The sequence below is a fragment of the Streptomyces sp. NPDC006997 genome (assembly GCF_040635175.1).
Lineage (GTDB): Bacteria > Actinomycetota > Actinomycetes > Streptomycetales > Streptomycetaceae > Streptomyces.
In genome coordinates, this window is record NZ_JBEYHH010000031.1 from 48,745 (window position 1) to 66,251 (window position 17,507).

Sequence of the window (17,507 nt, forward strand, 5' to 3'; positions counted from 1 at the left end):
CTGCACGGCCTCGTCCTCCCACGCCGGACGGGCCGGAGACACACCCGCCCCGTGCCCGAGGCGAACCCCCGTCAGACCTCCCGCCAGGCCGCCAGCGCCAGCCCCGGCTCGTCCTTCTGGCGGGTCAGGCGCAGCACCCCGTCCGGGGTCATCGTCGCGGCGACGACACGGCCCTCGGCGTCCTCCGTGAGGTCGACGCGGGTGTCCACGGGGAGCTGCGGGCCCGACTCCGTCCACCACAGGCCCGCCGACTCCCGTTCCGTCGGGTACGCGGCGAAGGCGACGCGCCCGGAGGCGGAGCGCTGGGCCAGCAGCGTGCAGTCGTGGCCGTCCAGGGAACAGCGCACGGCGGCCACCGGGCCGGGCCCCGCGGCCGGGGCCAGCGGAACCGGGTCACCGCCCGGCCGCCAGGCGTGCAGGGTGCCGTCCTGGTCGACGTAGAACAGGGTGGTGGCCTCCTTGGAGGTGGGCAGCGCGCTCAGCGTGCCCGGCACCGCCCGCACCGGCAGCGGGTCGGCGGCGACGGGGCGGGCGCCGGGCTCCTCCTGGACCCAGCGCAGGACGCCCGCCGGGCTGGTGGCGTACACCTCGACGAAGCCCGACTCCCCGGTGACGGCGACGAGTTCCTCGTCCACCCTGGAGCCCTTGAGGTCGTGCCAGGCGTTCCAGCCGCCACGGGCCTTCTGGTTGACGGTGTGCACGCCCAGGCCGCGGTTGCGGACGAAGACGTACGCGCGTCCCGCGGAGTCGACGGCCACGGCGGGGTGGCCGGTGCGGTCGCCGCGCCGGTTGGGGTGGCCGATCGGCAGCCAGTCGAGGGCGGCGAGGTGGCCACGGAAGTGGGTGGAGTGCACCAGACCGGACTCACCGTCCCGGGTGGGCCGCCAGGCCACCAGGTGGGCGTAGCCGTCGGCGCCCTGACCGACCGCGAACCCCGGGTGCAGCCGCTGGTCACCGCCCGTCCTGCGCGCGGGCAGGACGGAGCCGCCGGGGCGCTGTTCCGCCCGGCACCACACCGCGTCGTCGCCGGGGGCGTAGGCGGCGATCCGGCCGTCGCGGCCCCGTATCAGCCAGCCGCCGTTCACTGTGCGGACCTTTGACACGTGGCCCACTGTAATCGGGTACCGGAGGGCGTCCGCTCCCCGGGTCCGTGCGACCCTGGGTGCCATGAGTGACCCGCTGCTGGTGATCGTCGACGCCGCGAACGTCGTCGGGTCGGTGCCCGACGGGTGGTGGCGGGACCGGCGCGGGGCCGCGGAACGGCTGCGGGACCGGCTGGCCACGGAGGGTCTGCCCGGTCACGCGGGGGCCGTGGAGATCGTCCTCGTGGTGGAGGGCGCGGCACGGGGGGTGGAGTCCGCGCCCGGCGTGCGGGTCGAGTCCGCGCCGGGCAGCGGCGACGACCACATGGTGGAGCTGGTCGCCCGAGCGGGTGAACGGCGGTGCCTGGTGGTGACGGCGGACCGGGAGTTGCGGCGGCGGGTGGCGGGGCTGGGGGCGGAGGTGGCCGGTCCGCGGACGGTGCCGCGGTGACCGGCCACGTGCCGGGGCGGTGCGGGTGAGTTCCGCAGGCGCGGCGCCGTGGTGGCTTGTCGCGCAGTTCCCCGCGCCCCCTCAAGGGCGTCGCCCGCACGCTCCTCTAGTCCCTCGCCGCCTCCACCTCGTCCGCCGCCGTGCGGTCGGTGGGGGTCCCCCCGTTTGAGCGCAGCCGAGACTGGGGGAGGCCGTCCAGTTTCGAGACCAGGCCCGTGACCTGACGGGCGATGTCGGGGGCCGTGAGGCCGATCTCCGTCATGACCTGGGCGCGGGAGGCGTGGTCGAGGAAGCGGGGCGGGATGCCGAAGTCGCGGAGCGGGACGTCGACGCCCGCGTCCCGCAGGGACTGCGAGACCGCGGAACCGACGCCGCCGACGCGGGAGTTGTCCTCGACGGTGACGACGACGCGGTGGCGTTCCGCGAGCGGGGCCATGGCCTCGTCGACCGGCTTGACCCAGCGCGGGTCGACGACGGTCGTGGAGATGCCCTGCTTGTCGAGGAGGGACGCGATCTCCAGGCACATCGGGGCGAGGGCGCCCACGGAGACCAGGAGGACGTCCGGGCGGTCGGTGCCCGGCTCGCGCAGCACGTCCATGCCGCCGACGCGGCGTACGGCGGGGACGGCGGGGCCGACGACGCCCTTGGAGTAGCGGACCACGGTCGGCGCGTCCTCGACCTCGACGGCCTCGCGGAGCTGGGCGCGCAACTGCTCGGCGTCGCGGGGGGCGGCGATGCTGAGGCCGGGGACGACCTGGAGCATCGACATGTCCCACATGCCGTTGTGCGAGGCGCCGTCGTCACCGGTGACCCCGGCCCGGTCCAGGACGAAGGTGACCCCGCACCGGTGCAGGGCGACGTCCATGAGGACCTGGTCGAAGGCGCGGTTCAGGAAAGTGGCGTAGACGGCGAAGACGGGGTGCAGGCCGCCCGTGGCCAGGCCCGCCGCGGAGACCGCCGCGTGCTGTTCGGCGATGCCGACGTCGTAGATGCGGTCGGGGAACGCGTCGGCGAACTTCTTCAGGCCGACCGGCTGGAGCATCGCGGCCGTGATGGCGACGATGTCCTGGCGTTCACGGCCGAGCCTGACCATCTCGTCGCCGAAGACGGACGTCCAGCTCGCGGCGGCGGCCTTGATGGGCAGGCCGGTGTCCGGGTGGATGGGGCCGATGCCGTGGAAGCGGTCGGCCTCGTCCTGCTCGGCGGGCTCGTAGCCGCGGCCCTTCTCGGTGAGGCAGTGCACGATGACGGGGCCGTTGAACCGCTTGGCGCGGGCCAGGGCGGACTCCAGGGCCTCTATGTCGTGGCCGTCGATGGGGCCGACGTACTTCAGGCCGAGGTCCTCGAACATGCCCTGCGGGGCGATGAAGTCCTTCAGGCCCTTCTTGGCGCCGTGCAGGGTCTCGTAGAGCGGCTTGCCGACGACGGGGGTGCGGTCCAGGAGTTCCTTGGTGCGGGCCAGGAAGCGCTCGTAGCCGTCGGTGGTGCGCAGGGTCGCCAGGTGGTTGGCGAGGCCGCCGATGGTGGGCGCGTAGGAGCGCTCGTTGTCGTTGACGACGATGACCAGCGGGCGGTCCTTGGCCTCGGCGATGTTGTTCAGCGCCTCCCAGGCCATCCCGCCGGTGAGGGCGCCGTCGCCGATGACGGCGACCACGTGCTGGTCGCGTTCCAGGAGCTGGTTGGCCTTGGCGAGGCCGTCGGCCCAGCCGAGCACCGTGGAGGCGTGGCTGTTCTCGATGACGTCGTGCTCGGACTCGGCGCGCGAGGGGTAGCCGGACAGGCCGCCCTTGGTGCGCAGCTTCGAGAAGTCCTGGCGGCCGGTGAGCAGCTTGTGGACGTAGGCCTGGTGGCCGGTGTCCCAGAGCACCCGGTCGGCCGGGGAGTCGAAGACCCGGTGCAGGGCGATGGTCAGCTCGACCACGCCCAGGTTGGGTCCGAGGTGGCCGCCGGTCTTCGAGACCGAGTCGACGAGGAAGGTGCGGATCTCCTCGGCCAGCTGGTCCAGCTCCTCGGGGGTGAGCCGGTCCAGATCGCGCGGTCCCCTGATGCGGGTCAGCAGCGGCACCCGTGCCTCCTTGCAGTAGAGCTGATCGAGCTGTTGCCGGGCCTGTCGAGTCTAATGTTCCGGTCGCGTCGGCGTACCGCAGGTGGTGCGTCGTACGTCACGCGTCCGCCCGTACGGCTCCGGACGGCCGTACGGCTCCGGACGGCCGTACGACACGACCGTGCCCGGCGCCGCCGTTGGCGCCGGGCACGGGGTCGTGCGGAGCGGAGGTCAGGCGCGGCCCGCCGTCCGCTGGGTCTTGCGGGTCACGGAGTCGATGACGACCGTGGTGAGCAGGACGCCCGCGGTGATCATGTACTTGACCGGCTCGGCGATGGACTCCAGCTGGAGGCCGTACTGGATGGAGACGATCACCAGCACACCGAGCAGGGCGTTCCAGGTGCGGCCCCGGCCGCCGAAGAGGCTGGTGCCGCCGATGACGGCCGCGGCGATCGCGTTCATCAGCAGGTCGCCGGTGCCGGCGCTCTGGTTGGCGGAGGCGATCTTTGAGGCCAGGAAGAGGCCGCCCATCGCCGCGAAGCCGCCGGAGATCGCGAACACCGAGATCCGGACCGCGGTGACGTTGATACCGGCGCGACGGGACGCCTCGACGCTGCCACCGAGGGCGAACACCTTGCGGCCGTAGGTGGTGCGGCGCAGCAGGAAGTCCGTCGCGATCAGGAACACCAGGAAGATCACGGTGGCCAGCGGCAGGCCCTTGTACTGGTTGTACATGTAGGCCGCGGCGAACGAGACCACCGCGAGCAGCGCCGTGCGCAGGATGGTGTCGTTGAGCGGCCGGGAGGGCACGCCCACGGCCTCGCGACGGCGGTTGCCGAGGAACGAGGTGACGAAGAAGACCGCGGTCACCACCGTGGCCAGCACGTAGGCGGCGGCGATGTCCGTGAAGAAGTACGTGGTCAGCTGGCCGATGAGGCCGTCGCTGTCCAGGTTGATGGTGCCGTTCTCGCCGAGGGTCTGGAGCATGAAGCCCAGCCAGAACAGCAGACCGGCGAGGGTGACCGCGAAGGCGGGCGCGCCCAGGACCGCGAAGAAGAAGCCGTGGATCGCGCCGATGGCGGCGCCCGCCGCGACGGCGATGACCACGGCCAGCCACTCGGGCAGCCCCTGGTTGACCGCCAGGACGGCCGCGATGGCGCTGGCCGCGCCGGAGACCGAGGCCACCGACAGGTCGATCTCGCCGAGCAGCAGCACGAAGACGATGCCGACGGAGATCATGCCGGTGCCGACCATCGTGACGGTGATGTCGCTGATGTTCTGCGCGGACAGGAACGCCGAGTTCAGGCTCTGGAAGACGGCACAGATGATGACCAGGCCGAGAACGACCGGGAGGGAGCCCAGCTCACCGACCTTCATCCGCCGCTTGAACTCGCCGACGTAGCCCGCCAGGCCCTGTTCGCGGACCAGCAGGCGCGGGTCGACGGCGGTGACCGCGGCGGCGGCGGCCTCGGGGTTGTCGACCGCGTGGTCGTCCTTGGCCAGGTTGGTGGAGGTGTTGTCGGTGCTCACTTGGAGACCTCCCCGTTCGTGCGCGCCGCACGGCGGGTCACGGCGTTGTCGGTGGCGCCGGTGATGGCGGAGATGATCTCCTCCTGCGAGGTCGTGTTGACCTCGAAGACGCCGTTGTTCTGGCCGAGGCGGAGCACGGCCACCTTGTCCGCGACGGCCTTCACGTCGGCCATGTTGTGGCTGATGAGGATGACCGCGTGGTTGCGCTCGCGCAGCCGTTCGACGAGGTCGAGGACCTGGGCGGTCTGCTCGACGCCGAGGGCGGCGGTGGGCTCGTCGAGGATCACCAGCTTGGGCTCGCCGAGCATGGAGCGGGCGATGGCCACGGTCTGGCGCTGACCGCCGGAGAGCGAGGCGATCGGGATGCGCACGCTGGGGATGCGGATGGAGAGCGTCTGGAGCAGTTCGCGGGCGCGGCGCTCCATCTCGATCTCGTCGAGGACGCCGAACCTCCTCAGCTCACGGCCGAGGAAGAGGTTGCCCACGACGTCGATGTTGTCGCACAGCGCGAGGTCCTGGTAGACGGTCGCGATGCCCAGGGCCTGGGCGTCGTGCGGCCTGTTGATCGATACGGCCTTGCCTTCCCATTCGATGACGCCCTCATCGATGGGGTGCACGCCGGCGATCGTCTTGACCAGCGTGGACTTTCCGGCTCCGTTGTCGCCCACCAGGGCGACCACTTCACCGGCGTGGACCTCAAGCTCGACGTCGGTGAGCGCCTGGACGGCACCGAACCGCTTGGAGACCCCGCGCAACGCCAGCACGGGCGTAGCGGACACGTGAACCATCTCCTTCGCCGCCTGACCCGGCGGGAGGTTGTGCAGAGAGAAAGAGGGGGGATGTTCCGTCCGGCGCCCCGCGGGTAGCTTGCGGGGCTGTGTGACGCGGGGCGCCGGAAGGAGCCTGGGGCGCCGCGGCCGTCCCGGGGCGGTACGGCGGCCGGGGACGGGAGTCCTGCGGGAACTCCCGTACCGGCCGGATACCCGGCCCCTGACGGGCCTGGTACGGGAACCCTGCGGGGATTCCCGTACCGGCCCGGGGCGGACGGCGCGGCGGCTGGTGTTACTTGACGCCGAGCTTGTCGCAGGCGGCCTTGTACTTGCTGGTGCAGATCTCGTCGGCCGTGTAGACGCCGTCCTTGATGACGGTGTCGTTGATGTTCTCCTGCGTCAGCGAGGTGACGTCGACCAGCACGGACGGGATCGCCTTGGCGCTGTCGCTGTCGACCTTGTCCTGGGCGATGGAGCCGAGGTCCTCGCCCTTGGCGAGCGCGACGGCCATCGACGCGGCGGCCTCGGCCTCGGGGGCGTACGGCTTGTAGACGCTCATGAACTGCTCACCGGCGACGATGCGCTGCACGGCGGCGAGTTCGGCGTCCTGGCCGGTGACGGGGACGTCGATGCCCGCGGCCTTCAGGGCGGTGATGATGCCGCCCGCCATGCCGTCGTTGGCGGAGTAGACGCCGACGATCTTGTCCTTGCCGATCGCCGAGATCGCCGCCTCCATGTTGGCGTTGGCGTTGTCCGGCGACCACTCCTTGGTGTCGAACTCCTTGCCGACCTTCACCTTGCCGTCGAGGACGGAGTGCGCGCCCTCCTTGAACATGGCGGCGTTCGGGTCGGTGATGGAGCCGTTCATCATGACGATCTGGCCGTCCTCGGCCTTGTCGCCCAGCGCCTCCAGCAGGGCCTCGCCCTGGGTCTTGCCGACCTGCACGTTGTCGAAGGACGTGTAGGCGCTGATCGGGCCCTCGGCGAGGCGGTCGTACGCGACGACCTTGATGCCCGCGTCCACGGCCTTCTGCACGGAGTTCTTGATCGCCTTGGCGTCCACGGCGTCCAGGATCAGCACGTCCACCTTGTTGGTGATCATCGTGTCGACCTGCTGGGCCTGGAGGTTGGCGTCCTGGCGGGCGTTGTTGTACTGGATCTCCGCCTTGTTGTTCGTCAGCTCCTTGATCTTCTTCTCGATCAAGGGGCGGTCGAACTTCTCGTACCGCGCGGTCTTGTTCTCCGGAAGCAGGAGACCGACCTTGATGTCGTCACCCTTGGCGGCCGACTTGCTGGCGTCGTCACTGCCGCCGTCCGCCTCTTCGGCGCTGCCACAGGCAGCGAGCGAGACGGCCATCGCACCGGCGGCGATGGCAACGGCGGCACGACGCATACGCGTGTTCACTTCAGAAACCTCCCTGACGAGGCCGCGTCGTTGCGGCCGAGGTGGCTGGAAGTCAACTCGGCCACACGTGCGACGTCAAGAAGTAAATCCTTAACGGGTTGGCAACGGTGCCATCCGTTCTCTAAGTGAAGGCAGGTGCCGCGGTGTGCAGGGCACCCCCCGCACTTCCGTCCAGAAGGGTTGAATCACCCATCTCGCTGAGGGCCAGGGCGAGCGCCCCGAGCACCTCCGCACGGCCACCGAGAGCCCCCGGGAGAACGGAGAGTTGGCGCGCCGCGCTGGGGATCGCGTAGCGGCCGACGGACTCCCTGATCGGCCCGAGCACCAGCTCTCCGGCCTCGGCGAGATCGCCGCCGAGGACCACCCGGCTCGGGTTCAGCAGATTGCACAGGTTGGCGACTCCACTGCCGATGTGGCGGCCGACGTCGGCGATCACCCGACGGCAGCCCGGGTCTCCGTCCCGCGCCAGCCGCACCACACCCTCCATCGTCAACTCGGTGCCGTGGCTGGGCTGGAGCAGCGGGAGCACGTAGCGCGCCGCCGTGAACGTCTCCAGACAGCCGCGGTTGCCGCAGCGGCAGACGGGGCCGGACTCATCGAGTGTAATATGTCCGATTTCTCCGGCGGTGCCGCCAGGGCCCCGGTAGATCTTCCCGTCGATCACCAGACCCGCCCCGACACCGCTGGCGACCTTGATGTACGCCAGGTCCCGCACGCCCTTGCCGCTGCCCCAGACCAGCTCGCCGAGGGCGCCGAGGTTGGCGTCGTTGTCCACGTGCACCGGCACGCCGAGCCGTCCGCGCAGCTCCTCGGCGGGCTTGGTGCCGCCCCAGCCGGGCAGGATGGCGGTCGAGCCCAGCGTCCCCGACTCCTCGATCGGACCCGGTACGCCGAGACCCACGCCGGCGACCTTGGAGCGGTCCACGCCGGTCGCCGCGATCAGCCGGTTGACCAGCTGTTCCGCCCGGTCCAGGCCCTGTGCGGCGGAGGCGTCGACGTCCATCGGCTCGGACTCCTCGGCCAGCACCTGGTGGGCGAGGTTCCCGACCGCGACGCGCAAATGCGTGTGCCCGAAGTCGACGCCGACCACGATTCCGGCGTCCCCGCTCAGCGAGACGCTGCGGGCCCGGCGGCCCCCCGCCGACGTCGGCGTGACCTCGACGGTCCCGCCTTCCTTCAGCTCCCGGACGATGTTGGAGACGGTGGCCGCGGACAGCCCCGTCGTCCTGGCGATCTCCGCCTGGGTCAGCGATCCGGCCAGCCGCACGGCACGTACGACACGCTCCAGGTTGGCTCGGTGCAGCGACGACTGCGACCCCGGAGTCTCCACGACGACCTCCTGCGCGCGGGACCGCTTCTATGAGGCCCCGTCCATGTCCAACTAGTGAACTCTAAGCTGAGCCGTTCGGGGTGCCGCCCGTCAAGAGGTTGAACAGTTTCCGTGCGCGTGCACAGGAGTGCGCACGCCGTCACCTGGGGCGGGAACGGCGTGCGCACAGGGCACTGCGGAGGGCTACCGGCGATTGTCTCCAGAAGCAGAGGTCACCGGCGTCACTTCAGGGTGGCCGAGGTCAGGCCCGCCTGGACCTGGCGCTGGAAGGACAGGTAGACCACCAGCATGGGGACCATCGCGATCGTGACGCCCGCGAAGAGGGCGGGCAGGTCGGAGGCGTAGCCCTGCTGCTGCTGGAGCTGGATCAGTCCTTGAGTGAGGACGTACCGCTCGGGGTCGTCGCCGCTCTGCGGCTGCATCAGCACCGTCGGCAGGATGAACTGGTTCCACTGGCCGAGCGTGTTGAAGATGCCGACACTGATCAGGCCCGGCTTGGCCATCGGCAGCATCACCTGGAAGAAGGTCCGGGTGTGCGAGGCGCCGTCCAGGATCGACGCCTCGAAGACCGCCGTCGGCAGGGTGCGGAAGAAGGCGTGCATGAAGAAGACCGTGAACGGCATCGAGTAGGCGACGTACACCAGGATCAGGCCCTGGTAGGTGTTGAGCATGTCCAGCCGCCGGACCATGAAGAACAGCGGCACCAGCGCCAGGAACACCGGGAACATCGCGCCCGCGACGAAGAAGTAGTACAGCAGCCGGTTGCCCCAGAACTCGTAGCGGGCGAGCACGTACGCCGCCATCGAACCCAGCAGCATCGTCAGCGGCACCGAGAAGGCCAGCACGATGACGGTGTTCAGGAAGTAGTCGCCGATGCCCTTCTCCCAGGCCCGGGAGAAGACGTCGAGGTCCCAGTTCTGCGGCCAGCCGAAGGCCGAGCCGCCGATCTGGGCGTCCGTCTTGAACGAGCTGAGCACCAGCCACAGCAGCGGCAGGACGATCAGCACCGCCCACAGGACGAGGAAACCGTGGCTGAAGGCGTTCAGGACGACGCCCTCGCCGCGCCGCTCGCCGGTGCGGACGGGGGCCTTCTCGGCGGTCCGCCGCACGGGGGCGGGCGGCTCGGCCTCTTTGGTGGGTGCGCTCATAGCGGGTACCTCCTTCCTCGGATCCCTCAGAACTCGACGCGCTCGCGGCGGGTGGCGCGCAGCATCACGACGGACAGGATCAGGGTGAGCAGCAGCATGATCACGCCCATCGCGCAGGCGTAGCCGCTCTCGCCGTAGGTGAGGAAGTTGCGCATCAGGACGGTCGCCATGACCTCGCTGTGGTGGTCGGGGCCGCCGCCGAACTCGCCGCGGGGCACGGTCATGGTGGAGACCAGGATGAACATGTCCATCGCGACGATGCCGAGGTAGACCCAGGCGGTCTGCACGGAGTCCCACAGCAGCGGCAGGGTGATGCGGAAGAAGGACTGGGAGCGGCCCGCGCCGTCGATGAGCGCGGCCTCGTAGATGTCCCTCGGGATGGACTGCATGGCGGCGGAGAACAGGACGAGGTAGAAGCCGACGCCGTGCCAGACGACCACCGCGATCAGCATCCACAGCACCAGGTTCGGCTCGTTGAGCCATTCCACCGGTTCGTTGGCGTCGACCAGTCCCACCTTGATGAGCAGGCCGTTGAGCATTCCGCCGCTGTCGCTGCGGTACACCGCCTCGAAGAGGACCGCGAGGATCGCGAGCGACAGCACCTGCGGGAAGAAGTAGACGATCTTGTAGAACCGGGAGCCGGCGACGCCGGAAACGCCGCCGGCCTTGCCGCGCCCGCCCGCGTTCAGCATGAACGCGAAGAACAGGGCGAGCAGGATGGTGATCACCGGGATGAACACCAGGAACAGGATGTTGTGCCAGATGGCCCGCATGAAGACGTCGTCCTGGAACAGCGCCCTGTAGTTGTCCAGGCCGACGAACGTGAAGGTCTGCGACTGGCCCTTCCAGTCGGTCAGCGAATAGCCGAACGTCTGGATGTACGGCCAGATGACGAAGATCAGGTAAAGCGCCACGGGAGCGAAGAGGAAACCCGCGACGAACCGGTACTGCCCTTTGCGCATTGGCGATCCTGCCTGCCCCTGGTGTTCCCGATGGTGGCCTGACGTCCCCCCTTCGCCGCTACTCGCGGCGGTTGTTCTTGGCCGCGGGGTCCTTGGCGGCCTCGTCGACGGCCGCCTGGGCCCGCTTCAGCCACTCCTTGGGCTGGATGCGCTTGGCCATCAGCTCGTTGGACGCGTTCTGGATGGCGGTGTCCATCTCGCTGTACCACTCGGTGTAGAGGTACCGGAAGGTGTTGTCACCGGCCGCCTTGGACGCCTCGACGGTGGACTGGGTGCCCGGCCGCAGCTGGACGCTCGGGTCGACGCCGTCCTTGAGGATGGTCAGCGAGTTGGCCTCCTTGGCGAACAGCGTCGACCACTCCTTGGAGAGCATCATCCGCATGAACTCCTTGGCCCCGGCGAGGTTCTTCGCCTTGGACGGGATGATGAACGGCTCCCCGGAACCGGCCCGGATCGCCTCGAAGGGCATCGCGCTGCCCTCCAGGACGGGCATCGGCAGGAACTTCATGTCGAAGTCCTCCGGCGTCTGCTTCAGCTGCTCGTTCTCCAGCCAGGAGCCGGAGGTGATGAAGGCGGCCTTGTACTGGTTCCAGCGGGTCTGCGACTCGGTGTGGGTCAGGCCGTTCGTGCCGGGCATGAGGTAGCCCTTCTCGACCACCTCGTAGATCGCCTCGACGGCGGCCTGCGCCGCGTCGGAGCCGACGAACGCCTTGGGGTCGAGGTTGTCGATCGCCTTCATGGCGTCCAGACCGCCCTTCTTGGCGATCAGGTCCATGATGGCGACGTTGATGTAGTACGGGTACTTGCCCTGGTGGGCGAGGCCGCCGATGCCCTCGGCCTTGGCGTCCTTGCAGACGGCGAGGAAGTCGTCCCAGGTCTCGGGCGCCTCCCAGCCCTTCTCGGCGAAGAGCTTGCCGGAGTACCACAGGCCCCACACCGTGTAGATGTAGTTGAGGGCGACGACCTTGCCCTCCTGCAGGCCCGGGTCCAGGGTGCCGGGGATGACGGTGTCGCGGACCTTCTTGGACGGGTCGTCGGCCGACGGGGCGTCCAGCACCTCGGCGAGGTCGAGGAGCTGGCCGTTCTTGTAGAGGACGTCGATCTTGATCTTCTGGGCGCCGGAGTTGTCCACGATGTCCGGCGGGTTGCCCGCGTTGAACCGGGGCTGGAGCTTGCCGGTGATCTCCTGGGTGCCGGTGTGGCTGGAGGTCACGCCCCACTTCTTCTGGAAGGCGGCCTCCCACGCCTTGGCGTAGTCGTCGCCGTAGCCGCCCTTGAAGATGACGACGTCGAGCTTGCTGCCGTCCTTCACCCCGAAGGGGTTCTCCTTGGAGACCTTCCCCTGGGAGTCGTCGTCAGCGGAGTCGTCACCGCCGCCGCTCGCGCAGGCGGACAGGAAGCTCATCGCGGGTACGGAGACCAGGCCCAGTGCCGCGGACCGCTTGATCAGGGAGCGCCGGCCGACGGTGGCGCCGGTGCCGGTGGGGTCGGAGCCGTTGTTCTCGGCGGAAGTGGATCCCATGCTCAAGTCCTCGCCTTCTTCCAGGACTCAGGCGGTGAACCGGATCCTCCCCGGCACCGCGGTGGGGTCGTGCAGGGTCTTACGGGAAGCCGTGCGGGAAGTCGTGCAGCAAGCCGTACAGGATGTGGTGCGGAAAGCCGTGCGTGCGAAGTGCCGACAGGTATAGTCCACTTCCCGCCAGCTGAGCAAGATCGAATGCAAGGTTGGCCGGTGGTCTTTTCCGAGTTGAGACCTCGCGGAAATATGCGCCACCTGCGGGTGGCTTGCCGGAAAAATCCGCGACATTGGCCTCGAATGCCACGAGCAACACCCTTGACAGCGCTGTCTACTTGAGCCCCTACTGATCCTTGCGCCCCCAGGGTGACAACGTTGTCCGCAGCGCAGGGAGGTACTCGGTGACGCAGCGCAGAACCCGGCCCAGAGGTGGGCCCGGATGGAGTACGGCGGTCGTGTTGGCGGCCGCCTTCGTCATGGCGGCGGGCTCCCAGGGCGCCGCGGTCGCCCTGCCCGGCGCCCCCACGGCACCGGACCGGGAGTTCGCCTCCTCGTTCGAGGCGGACGACCCGGCGCCCGACTGGCGGAACACCGTCGACACCGCCCCGGACGGCTCCCAGCGCGCCTCGGGCGTCGACGGCGGCTACAGCAGCGGCATCCCCGGCAACGTGACCGACCAGGTCACCGACGTCCGGGCGAACGGCGAGAACTCCGGCGCGGGCGAGGTGAAGGAGAACCTCGTCGACGGTGAGCCCGGCACCAAGTGGCTGGTGTTCGAGTCGACCGGCTGGGTCGAGTTCGACTTCCGGGAGCCGGTGCGGCTGGAGACGTACGCGCTTACCTCGGCCAACGACTTCGCCACCCGCGACCCCCGGGACTGGACCCTGAAGGGCTCCACGGACGGCACCACCTGGCAGACCCTCGACACCCGCGAGGGCGAGACCTTCGCCGAGCGCTTCCAGACCCGCAGTTTCGACCTCGCGCAACCGGCGGAGTTCTCCCACTTCCGGCTGGAGATCACCCGCAACAACGGCGCCTCCGGCATCACCCAGCTCGCCGACGTGCAGTTCTCCACGGGCGACGAGGAGGGCCCCGTACCTCCGGACATGCTGTCGCTGACCGACCGGGGCCCGACCGGCTCGCCGACCGCGAAGGCCGGGGCGGGCTTCACCGGCAAGCGGGCGCTGAAGTACGCGGGCCAGCACACGGCCGACGGCCGGGCGTACTCGTACAACAGGATCTTCGACGTGAACGTGGCGGTGGAGCGGGACACCTCGCTGTCCTACAAGATCTTCCCCGCCATGGCCGACGGCGACCTGGACTACGACGCCACGAACGTCGCCGTCGACCTGGTCTTCACGGACGGCACCTCGCTCAGCGGGCTGCGCGCGACCGACCAGCACGGTTTCCCGCTCTCCCCGCGCGGGCAGGGCGCGGCGAAGGTGCTGTACGTCAACCAGTGGAACAACGTCGTCTCCCGCATCGGCTCGGTCGCCGCGGGCAAGACCGTCGACCGGATACTGGTGGCCTACGACTCCCCGAAGGGCCCGGCGAAGTTCCGCGGCTGGATCGACGACGTCTCCCTGCGGCCGGTCGCCCCCGAGAAGCCGAAGGCCCACCTCTCGGACTACGCCGTCACCACCCGCGGCACCCACTCCACCGGCGGCTTCTCCCGCGGCAACACCTTCCCGGCGACGGCCGTACCGCACGGCTTCAACTTCTGGACGCCGGTGACCAACGCGGGCACGCTCAGCTGGCTGTACGACTACGCGCGCGCCAACAACGCGGACAACCTGCCCACGATCCAGGCGTTCAGCGCGAGCCACGAGCCGAGCCCGTGGATGGGCGACCGCCAGACCTTCCAGGTGATGCCCTCGGCGGCGTCCGGCACCCCGGAGACCGGCCGCACGGCCCGCGCGCTGCCCTTCCGCCACGAGAACGAGACGGCCCGCCCGCACTACTACGGCGTCCGCTTCGAGAACGGCGTCAAGGCGGAGATGACGCCGACCGACCACGCCGCGATGATGCGCTTCACCTACCCCGGCGACGACGCGAGCGTCCTCTTCGACAACGTCACCGACCAGGCGGCCCTCACCCTCGACCCGGAGAGCGGCACCTTCACCGGCTACTCCGACGTCAAGTCGGGGCTCTCCGCCGGCGCCACCCGCCTCTTCGTCTACGGCGTCTTCGACAAGCCGGTGACGGACGGCGCGTCCAGCGGCGTCAAGGGCCACCTCCGCTTCGACGCGGGCACGGACCGCACGGTGACCCTGCGCCTGGCGACCTCCCTGATCAGCGTCGACCAGGCCAAGGACAACCTGCGCCAAGAGATCCCGGAGGACCGGACGTTCGAGGCGGTCCGGGACGCGGCCCGCACCCAGTGGGACCGCCTGCTGGGCAAGGTCGAGGTGGAGGGCGCGACCCCGGACCAGCTCACCACCCTCTACTCCAGCCTCTACCGCCTCTACCTCTACCCCAACTCGGGCTTCGAGAAGGTCGACGGCGAGGACAAGTACGCCTCGCCCTTCTCCCCCATGCCCAACCCGGACACCTCCACCCACACCGGGGCGAAGATCGTCGACGGCAAGGTGTACGTCAACAACGGCTTCTGGGACACGTACCGCACGACCTGGCCCGCGTACTCCCTCCTGACCCCCTCCAAGGCAGGTGAGCTGGTCGACGGCTTCGTCCAGCAGTACAAGGACGGCGGCTGGACCTCCCGCTGGTCCTCCCCCGGCTACGCCGACCTGATGACCGGCACGTCGTCGGACGTGGCGTTCGCGGACGCGTACGTCAAGGGCGTCGACTTCGACGCGGAGGCGGCGTACGAGGCGGCGGTGAAGAACGCCACGGTGGTACCGCCCTCCGGCGGCGTGGGCCGCAAGGGCATGGCGACCTCCCCCTTCCTCGGCTACACCAGCACGGCGACCCACGAGGGCCTGTCCTGGGCCCTGGAGGGCTACCTGAACGACTACGGCATCGCGCGGATGGGCCGGACCCTGTACCGCGAGACCGGCGAGAAGCGCTACAAGGAGGAGTCGGAGTACTTCCTCGACCGCGCCCAGGACTACGTCAACCTCTTCGACCCGAAGGCGGGCTTCTTCCAGGGCCGCGACGCCGACGGGAACTGGCGCGTGGAGTCCTCGAAGTACGACCCGCGCGTCTGGGGCCACGACTACACCGAGACCAACGGCTGGGGCTACGCCTTCACCGCCCCCCAGGACAGCCGGGGCCTGGCCAACCTCTACGGCGGCCGGGCCGCCCTCGGGGACAAGCTGGACGCGTACTTCTCCACCCCGGAGACGGCTTCCCCCGAGTTCGTCGGCTCCTACGGCGGTGTCATCCACGAGATGACCGAGGCGCGGGACGTCCGCATGGGCATGTACGGCCACTCCAACCAGGTCGCCCACCACGCGGCGTACATGTACGACGCGGCCGGGCAGCCCTGGAAGACCCAGGAGAGGGTCCGCGAGGTCCTCTCCCGCCTCTACACCGGCAGCGACATCGGCCAGGGCTACCACGGCGACGAGGACAACGGCGAGCAGTCGGCCTGGTACCTCTTCTCCGCCCTCGGCTTCTACCCGCTGGTCATGGGCAGCGGGGAGTACGCCATCGGCTCCCCGCTCTTCACCAAGGCGACCGTCCACCTGGAGAACGGCCGGGACCTGGTGGTCCGCGCCCCGCGCAACAGCGCGCGGAACGTGTACGTGCAGGGCGTGAGGTTCAACGGCAAGACCTGGAAGTCGACGGCCCTCCCGCACAGCCTGCTGTCCAAGGGCGGCGTCCTGGACTTCGCCATGGGCCCCCGCCCCTCCTCCTGGGGCACCGGCGACGACGCGGCTCCCGTCTCCCTCACCAAGGGCAACCGGGCACCGACCCCGCGCGCGGACGCCCTGCGGGGCGACGGCGCCCTCTTCGACGACACGTCGGCGACGGAGGCGACGGTGACGGGGCCGGTACCCCTGCCGCTCCCGACGGCGACGAAGGCGACCCAGTACACCCTGACGTCCCCGGCCGACCACTCGAAGGCGCCTTCCGCCTGGAAACTCCAGGGCTCCGACGACGGCACGACCTGGCGCACGCTGGACGCCCGCAGCGGGGAGTCCTTCGCCTGGGACCGCCAACTGCGCGCGTTCTCGGTGGACCGGCCGGGGACTTACGGGCAGTACCGGTTGGTGCTGGAGGGCGAGTCGGTGACGTTGGCGGAGGTGGAGCTGTTGTCGTGAGCGTGAGGATCGACTGAGGGCGGGGCTCCGGGGGCGACTCCGGGGCCCCGCCCGCGTCGCGACCGGCACGTCCGCCGGTTACCGGGCTGTCTCGCTCTGCGGCACGGGTCGTCGCGTTCCGGGTCAGTGCACGTCGAACTCGTAGCCGTGCCGGATGTCCACGGGGCAGCTGAACACCCGGAGGTCTCCCCACCTGCCCACGGTGATACCCGTGGTGTGGTCGCTGGCCACGGTGAACAGGAGCCTCAGGGGGGTGTCACACTCACGGCACCGGAACTCCCACGGGTCGGTGAGGTGCCAGGTGGGCCAGCCGCCGAACTTGCATCCCGCCACGCGCGTGATGACGTCGCCCCCGCCCTCACCCGAGGTCTCCCCCACCAGCCGTTCCACGTCCTCCGCGACCTCGTCCGGCAGTTCCGCCGGATAGGGGAAGTCCGTCAGCGGCACGGGGGTCAGCAGACACGGCTGGGGCGAGAAGCCGTAGTCCTCCTCTTCCTGCCGCGCGGGCACGGGGACCGTGAAGGGCTCCTGCGGCAGGTCGGCTGTCCGCCACCACCGGATCTCCACCACCGGGCTTCCGTCCGCGTGCGGAGCCGGCGGGTTCCAGTGCGGGTTCGGGCACCACAGCAACTGGAACACGTCAGCACCCCGCGGCCACCAGTCCCCCGGTGCGTCCCGTCGCAGGACCTGCACGACCGGGATCATCGCCACGGGCGGCAACCCGGACGGTTCCTCCTCGTCCGGCACGGAGCAGTGCGGCCACGGCTCGTGGGCGGGCCAGCGCACCGGCCCGGCGATGGAACTGTCCTGGGCGCCCGGTGTCCCCGGTGCCGGATGGAGGACGACCGCGGGCCGGGCGTAGGGAGCGAGAGCGGGGACCGCGGCGAGAATGGACTCGGCGGAGGGTCTGTTCGAGTACGGCAGCACGCCGGAACGGTACGCGGGCCTCCCCACCACCTCAACCGCGTGATCAGGCTCGTCGGTCGCGAGGACCGACCTCCTCAGGGCCCTCACCCACTCCCGCGGTGCCCCCACGCATGACC

General features: G+C 69.9%; 13 protein-coding genes. 2 read left to right on the forward strand and 11 right to left on the reverse strand.

Features of this window, described 5'->3' with window-relative positions:
* Positions 1-71: 71 nt before the first annotated feature.
* Positions 72-1,085 (reverse strand): hypothetical protein, encoded by a 1,014-nt coding sequence (locus tag ABZ659_RS27105; RefSeq protein ID WP_360224904.1) that lies wholly within the window; start codon positions 1,083-1,085, stop codon positions 72-74.
* Between the two features lie 82 nt (positions 1,086-1,167).
* Here ABZ659_RS27105 and ABZ659_RS27110 point away from each other — a divergent pair, with 82 nt between their 5' ends.
* Positions 1,168-1,533, forward strand: a complete 366-nt coding sequence (locus tag ABZ659_RS27110; protein WP_360224840.1) for an NTP pyrophosphohydrolase — start codon at positions 1,168-1,170, stop codon at positions 1,531-1,533.
* Between the two features lie 106 nt (positions 1,534-1,639).
* Here the strand turns inward: ABZ659_RS27110 and dxs are convergent, their stop codons facing one another.
* The 9 genes from dxs to ABZ659_RS27155 form a co-directional block, all read right to left on the reverse strand.
* The gene (dxs, locus tag ABZ659_RS27115) at positions 1,640-3,598 is read right to left on the reverse strand and encodes a 1-deoxy-D-xylulose-5-phosphate synthase (RefSeq protein WP_360224842.1); all 1,959 of its coding nucleotides are present in this window, start codon (positions 3,596-3,598) and stop codon (positions 1,640-1,642) included.
* A 210-nt stretch (positions 3,599-3,808) separates the two neighbouring features.
* Positions 3,809-5,107 carry a sugar ABC transporter permease gene (locus ABZ659_RS27120; RefSeq protein WP_360224844.1) on the reverse strand — a complete coding sequence of 433 codons (1,299 nt, stop codon included), beginning with the start codon at positions 5,105-5,107 and terminating at the stop codon, positions 3,809-3,811.
* Positions 5,104-5,895 carry an ATP-binding cassette domain-containing protein gene (locus tag ABZ659_RS27125; protein ID WP_360224846.1) on the reverse strand — a complete coding sequence of 264 codons (792 nt, stop codon included), beginning with the start codon at positions 5,893-5,895 and terminating at the stop codon, positions 5,104-5,106. The genes ABZ659_RS27120 and ABZ659_RS27125 overlap by 4 nt, the downstream gene beginning before the upstream one ends.
* 274 nt (positions 5,896-6,169) lie before the next feature.
* Positions 6,170-7,270, reverse strand: a complete 1,101-nt coding sequence (locus ABZ659_RS27130) for a substrate-binding domain-containing protein (RefSeq protein ID WP_360224906.1) — start codon at positions 7,268-7,270, stop codon at positions 6,170-6,172.
* A 133-nt stretch (positions 7,271-7,403) separates the two neighbouring features.
* Positions 7,404-8,612: an ROK family transcriptional regulator gene (locus ABZ659_RS27135; protein ID WP_360224848.1), complete on the reverse strand. Its 1,209-nt coding sequence runs from the start codon at positions 8,610-8,612 to the stop codon at positions 7,404-7,406.
* Between the two features lie 221 nt (positions 8,613-8,833).
* Positions 8,834-9,760 (reverse strand): carbohydrate ABC transporter permease, encoded by a 927-nt coding sequence (locus ABZ659_RS27140; RefSeq protein ID WP_360224850.1) that lies wholly within the window; start codon positions 9,758-9,760, stop codon positions 8,834-8,836.
* 26 nt (positions 9,761-9,786) lie between these two features.
* Positions 9,787-10,722 (reverse strand): sugar ABC transporter permease, encoded by a 936-nt coding sequence (locus tag ABZ659_RS27145; protein WP_360224852.1) that lies wholly within the window; start codon positions 10,720-10,722, stop codon positions 9,787-9,789.
* Between the two features lie 58 nt (positions 10,723-10,780).
* Positions 10,781-12,244: an N-acetylglucosamine/diacetylchitobiose ABC transporter substrate-binding protein gene (ngcE, locus tag ABZ659_RS27150; RefSeq protein WP_360224854.1), complete on the reverse strand. Its 1,464-nt coding sequence runs from the start codon at positions 12,242-12,244 to the stop codon at positions 10,781-10,783.
* Between the two features lie 79 nt (positions 12,245-12,323).
* The gene (locus tag ABZ659_RS27155; RefSeq protein WP_360224856.1) at positions 12,324-12,545 is read right to left on the reverse strand and encodes a hypothetical protein; all 222 of its coding nucleotides are present in this window, start codon (positions 12,543-12,545) and stop codon (positions 12,324-12,326) included.
* A gap of 169 nt (positions 12,546-12,714) precedes the next feature.
* On the opposite strand from ABZ659_RS27155, the gene ABZ659_RS27160 reads away from it, so the two are divergent.
* The gene (locus ABZ659_RS27160; protein ID WP_360224908.1) at positions 12,715-16,464 is read left to right on the forward strand and encodes a GH92 family glycosyl hydrolase; all 3,750 of its coding nucleotides are present in this window, start codon (positions 12,715-12,717) and stop codon (positions 16,462-16,464) included.
* Between the two features lie 123 nt (positions 16,465-16,587).
* On the opposite strand, the gene ABZ659_RS27165 is transcribed toward ABZ659_RS27160, so the two are convergent.
* The gene (locus ABZ659_RS27165) at positions 16,588-17,391 is read right to left on the reverse strand and encodes a hypothetical protein (protein ID WP_360224858.1); all 804 of its coding nucleotides are present in this window, start codon (positions 17,389-17,391) and stop codon (positions 16,588-16,590) included.
* Between the last annotated feature and the right edge of the window lie 116 nt (positions 17,392-17,507).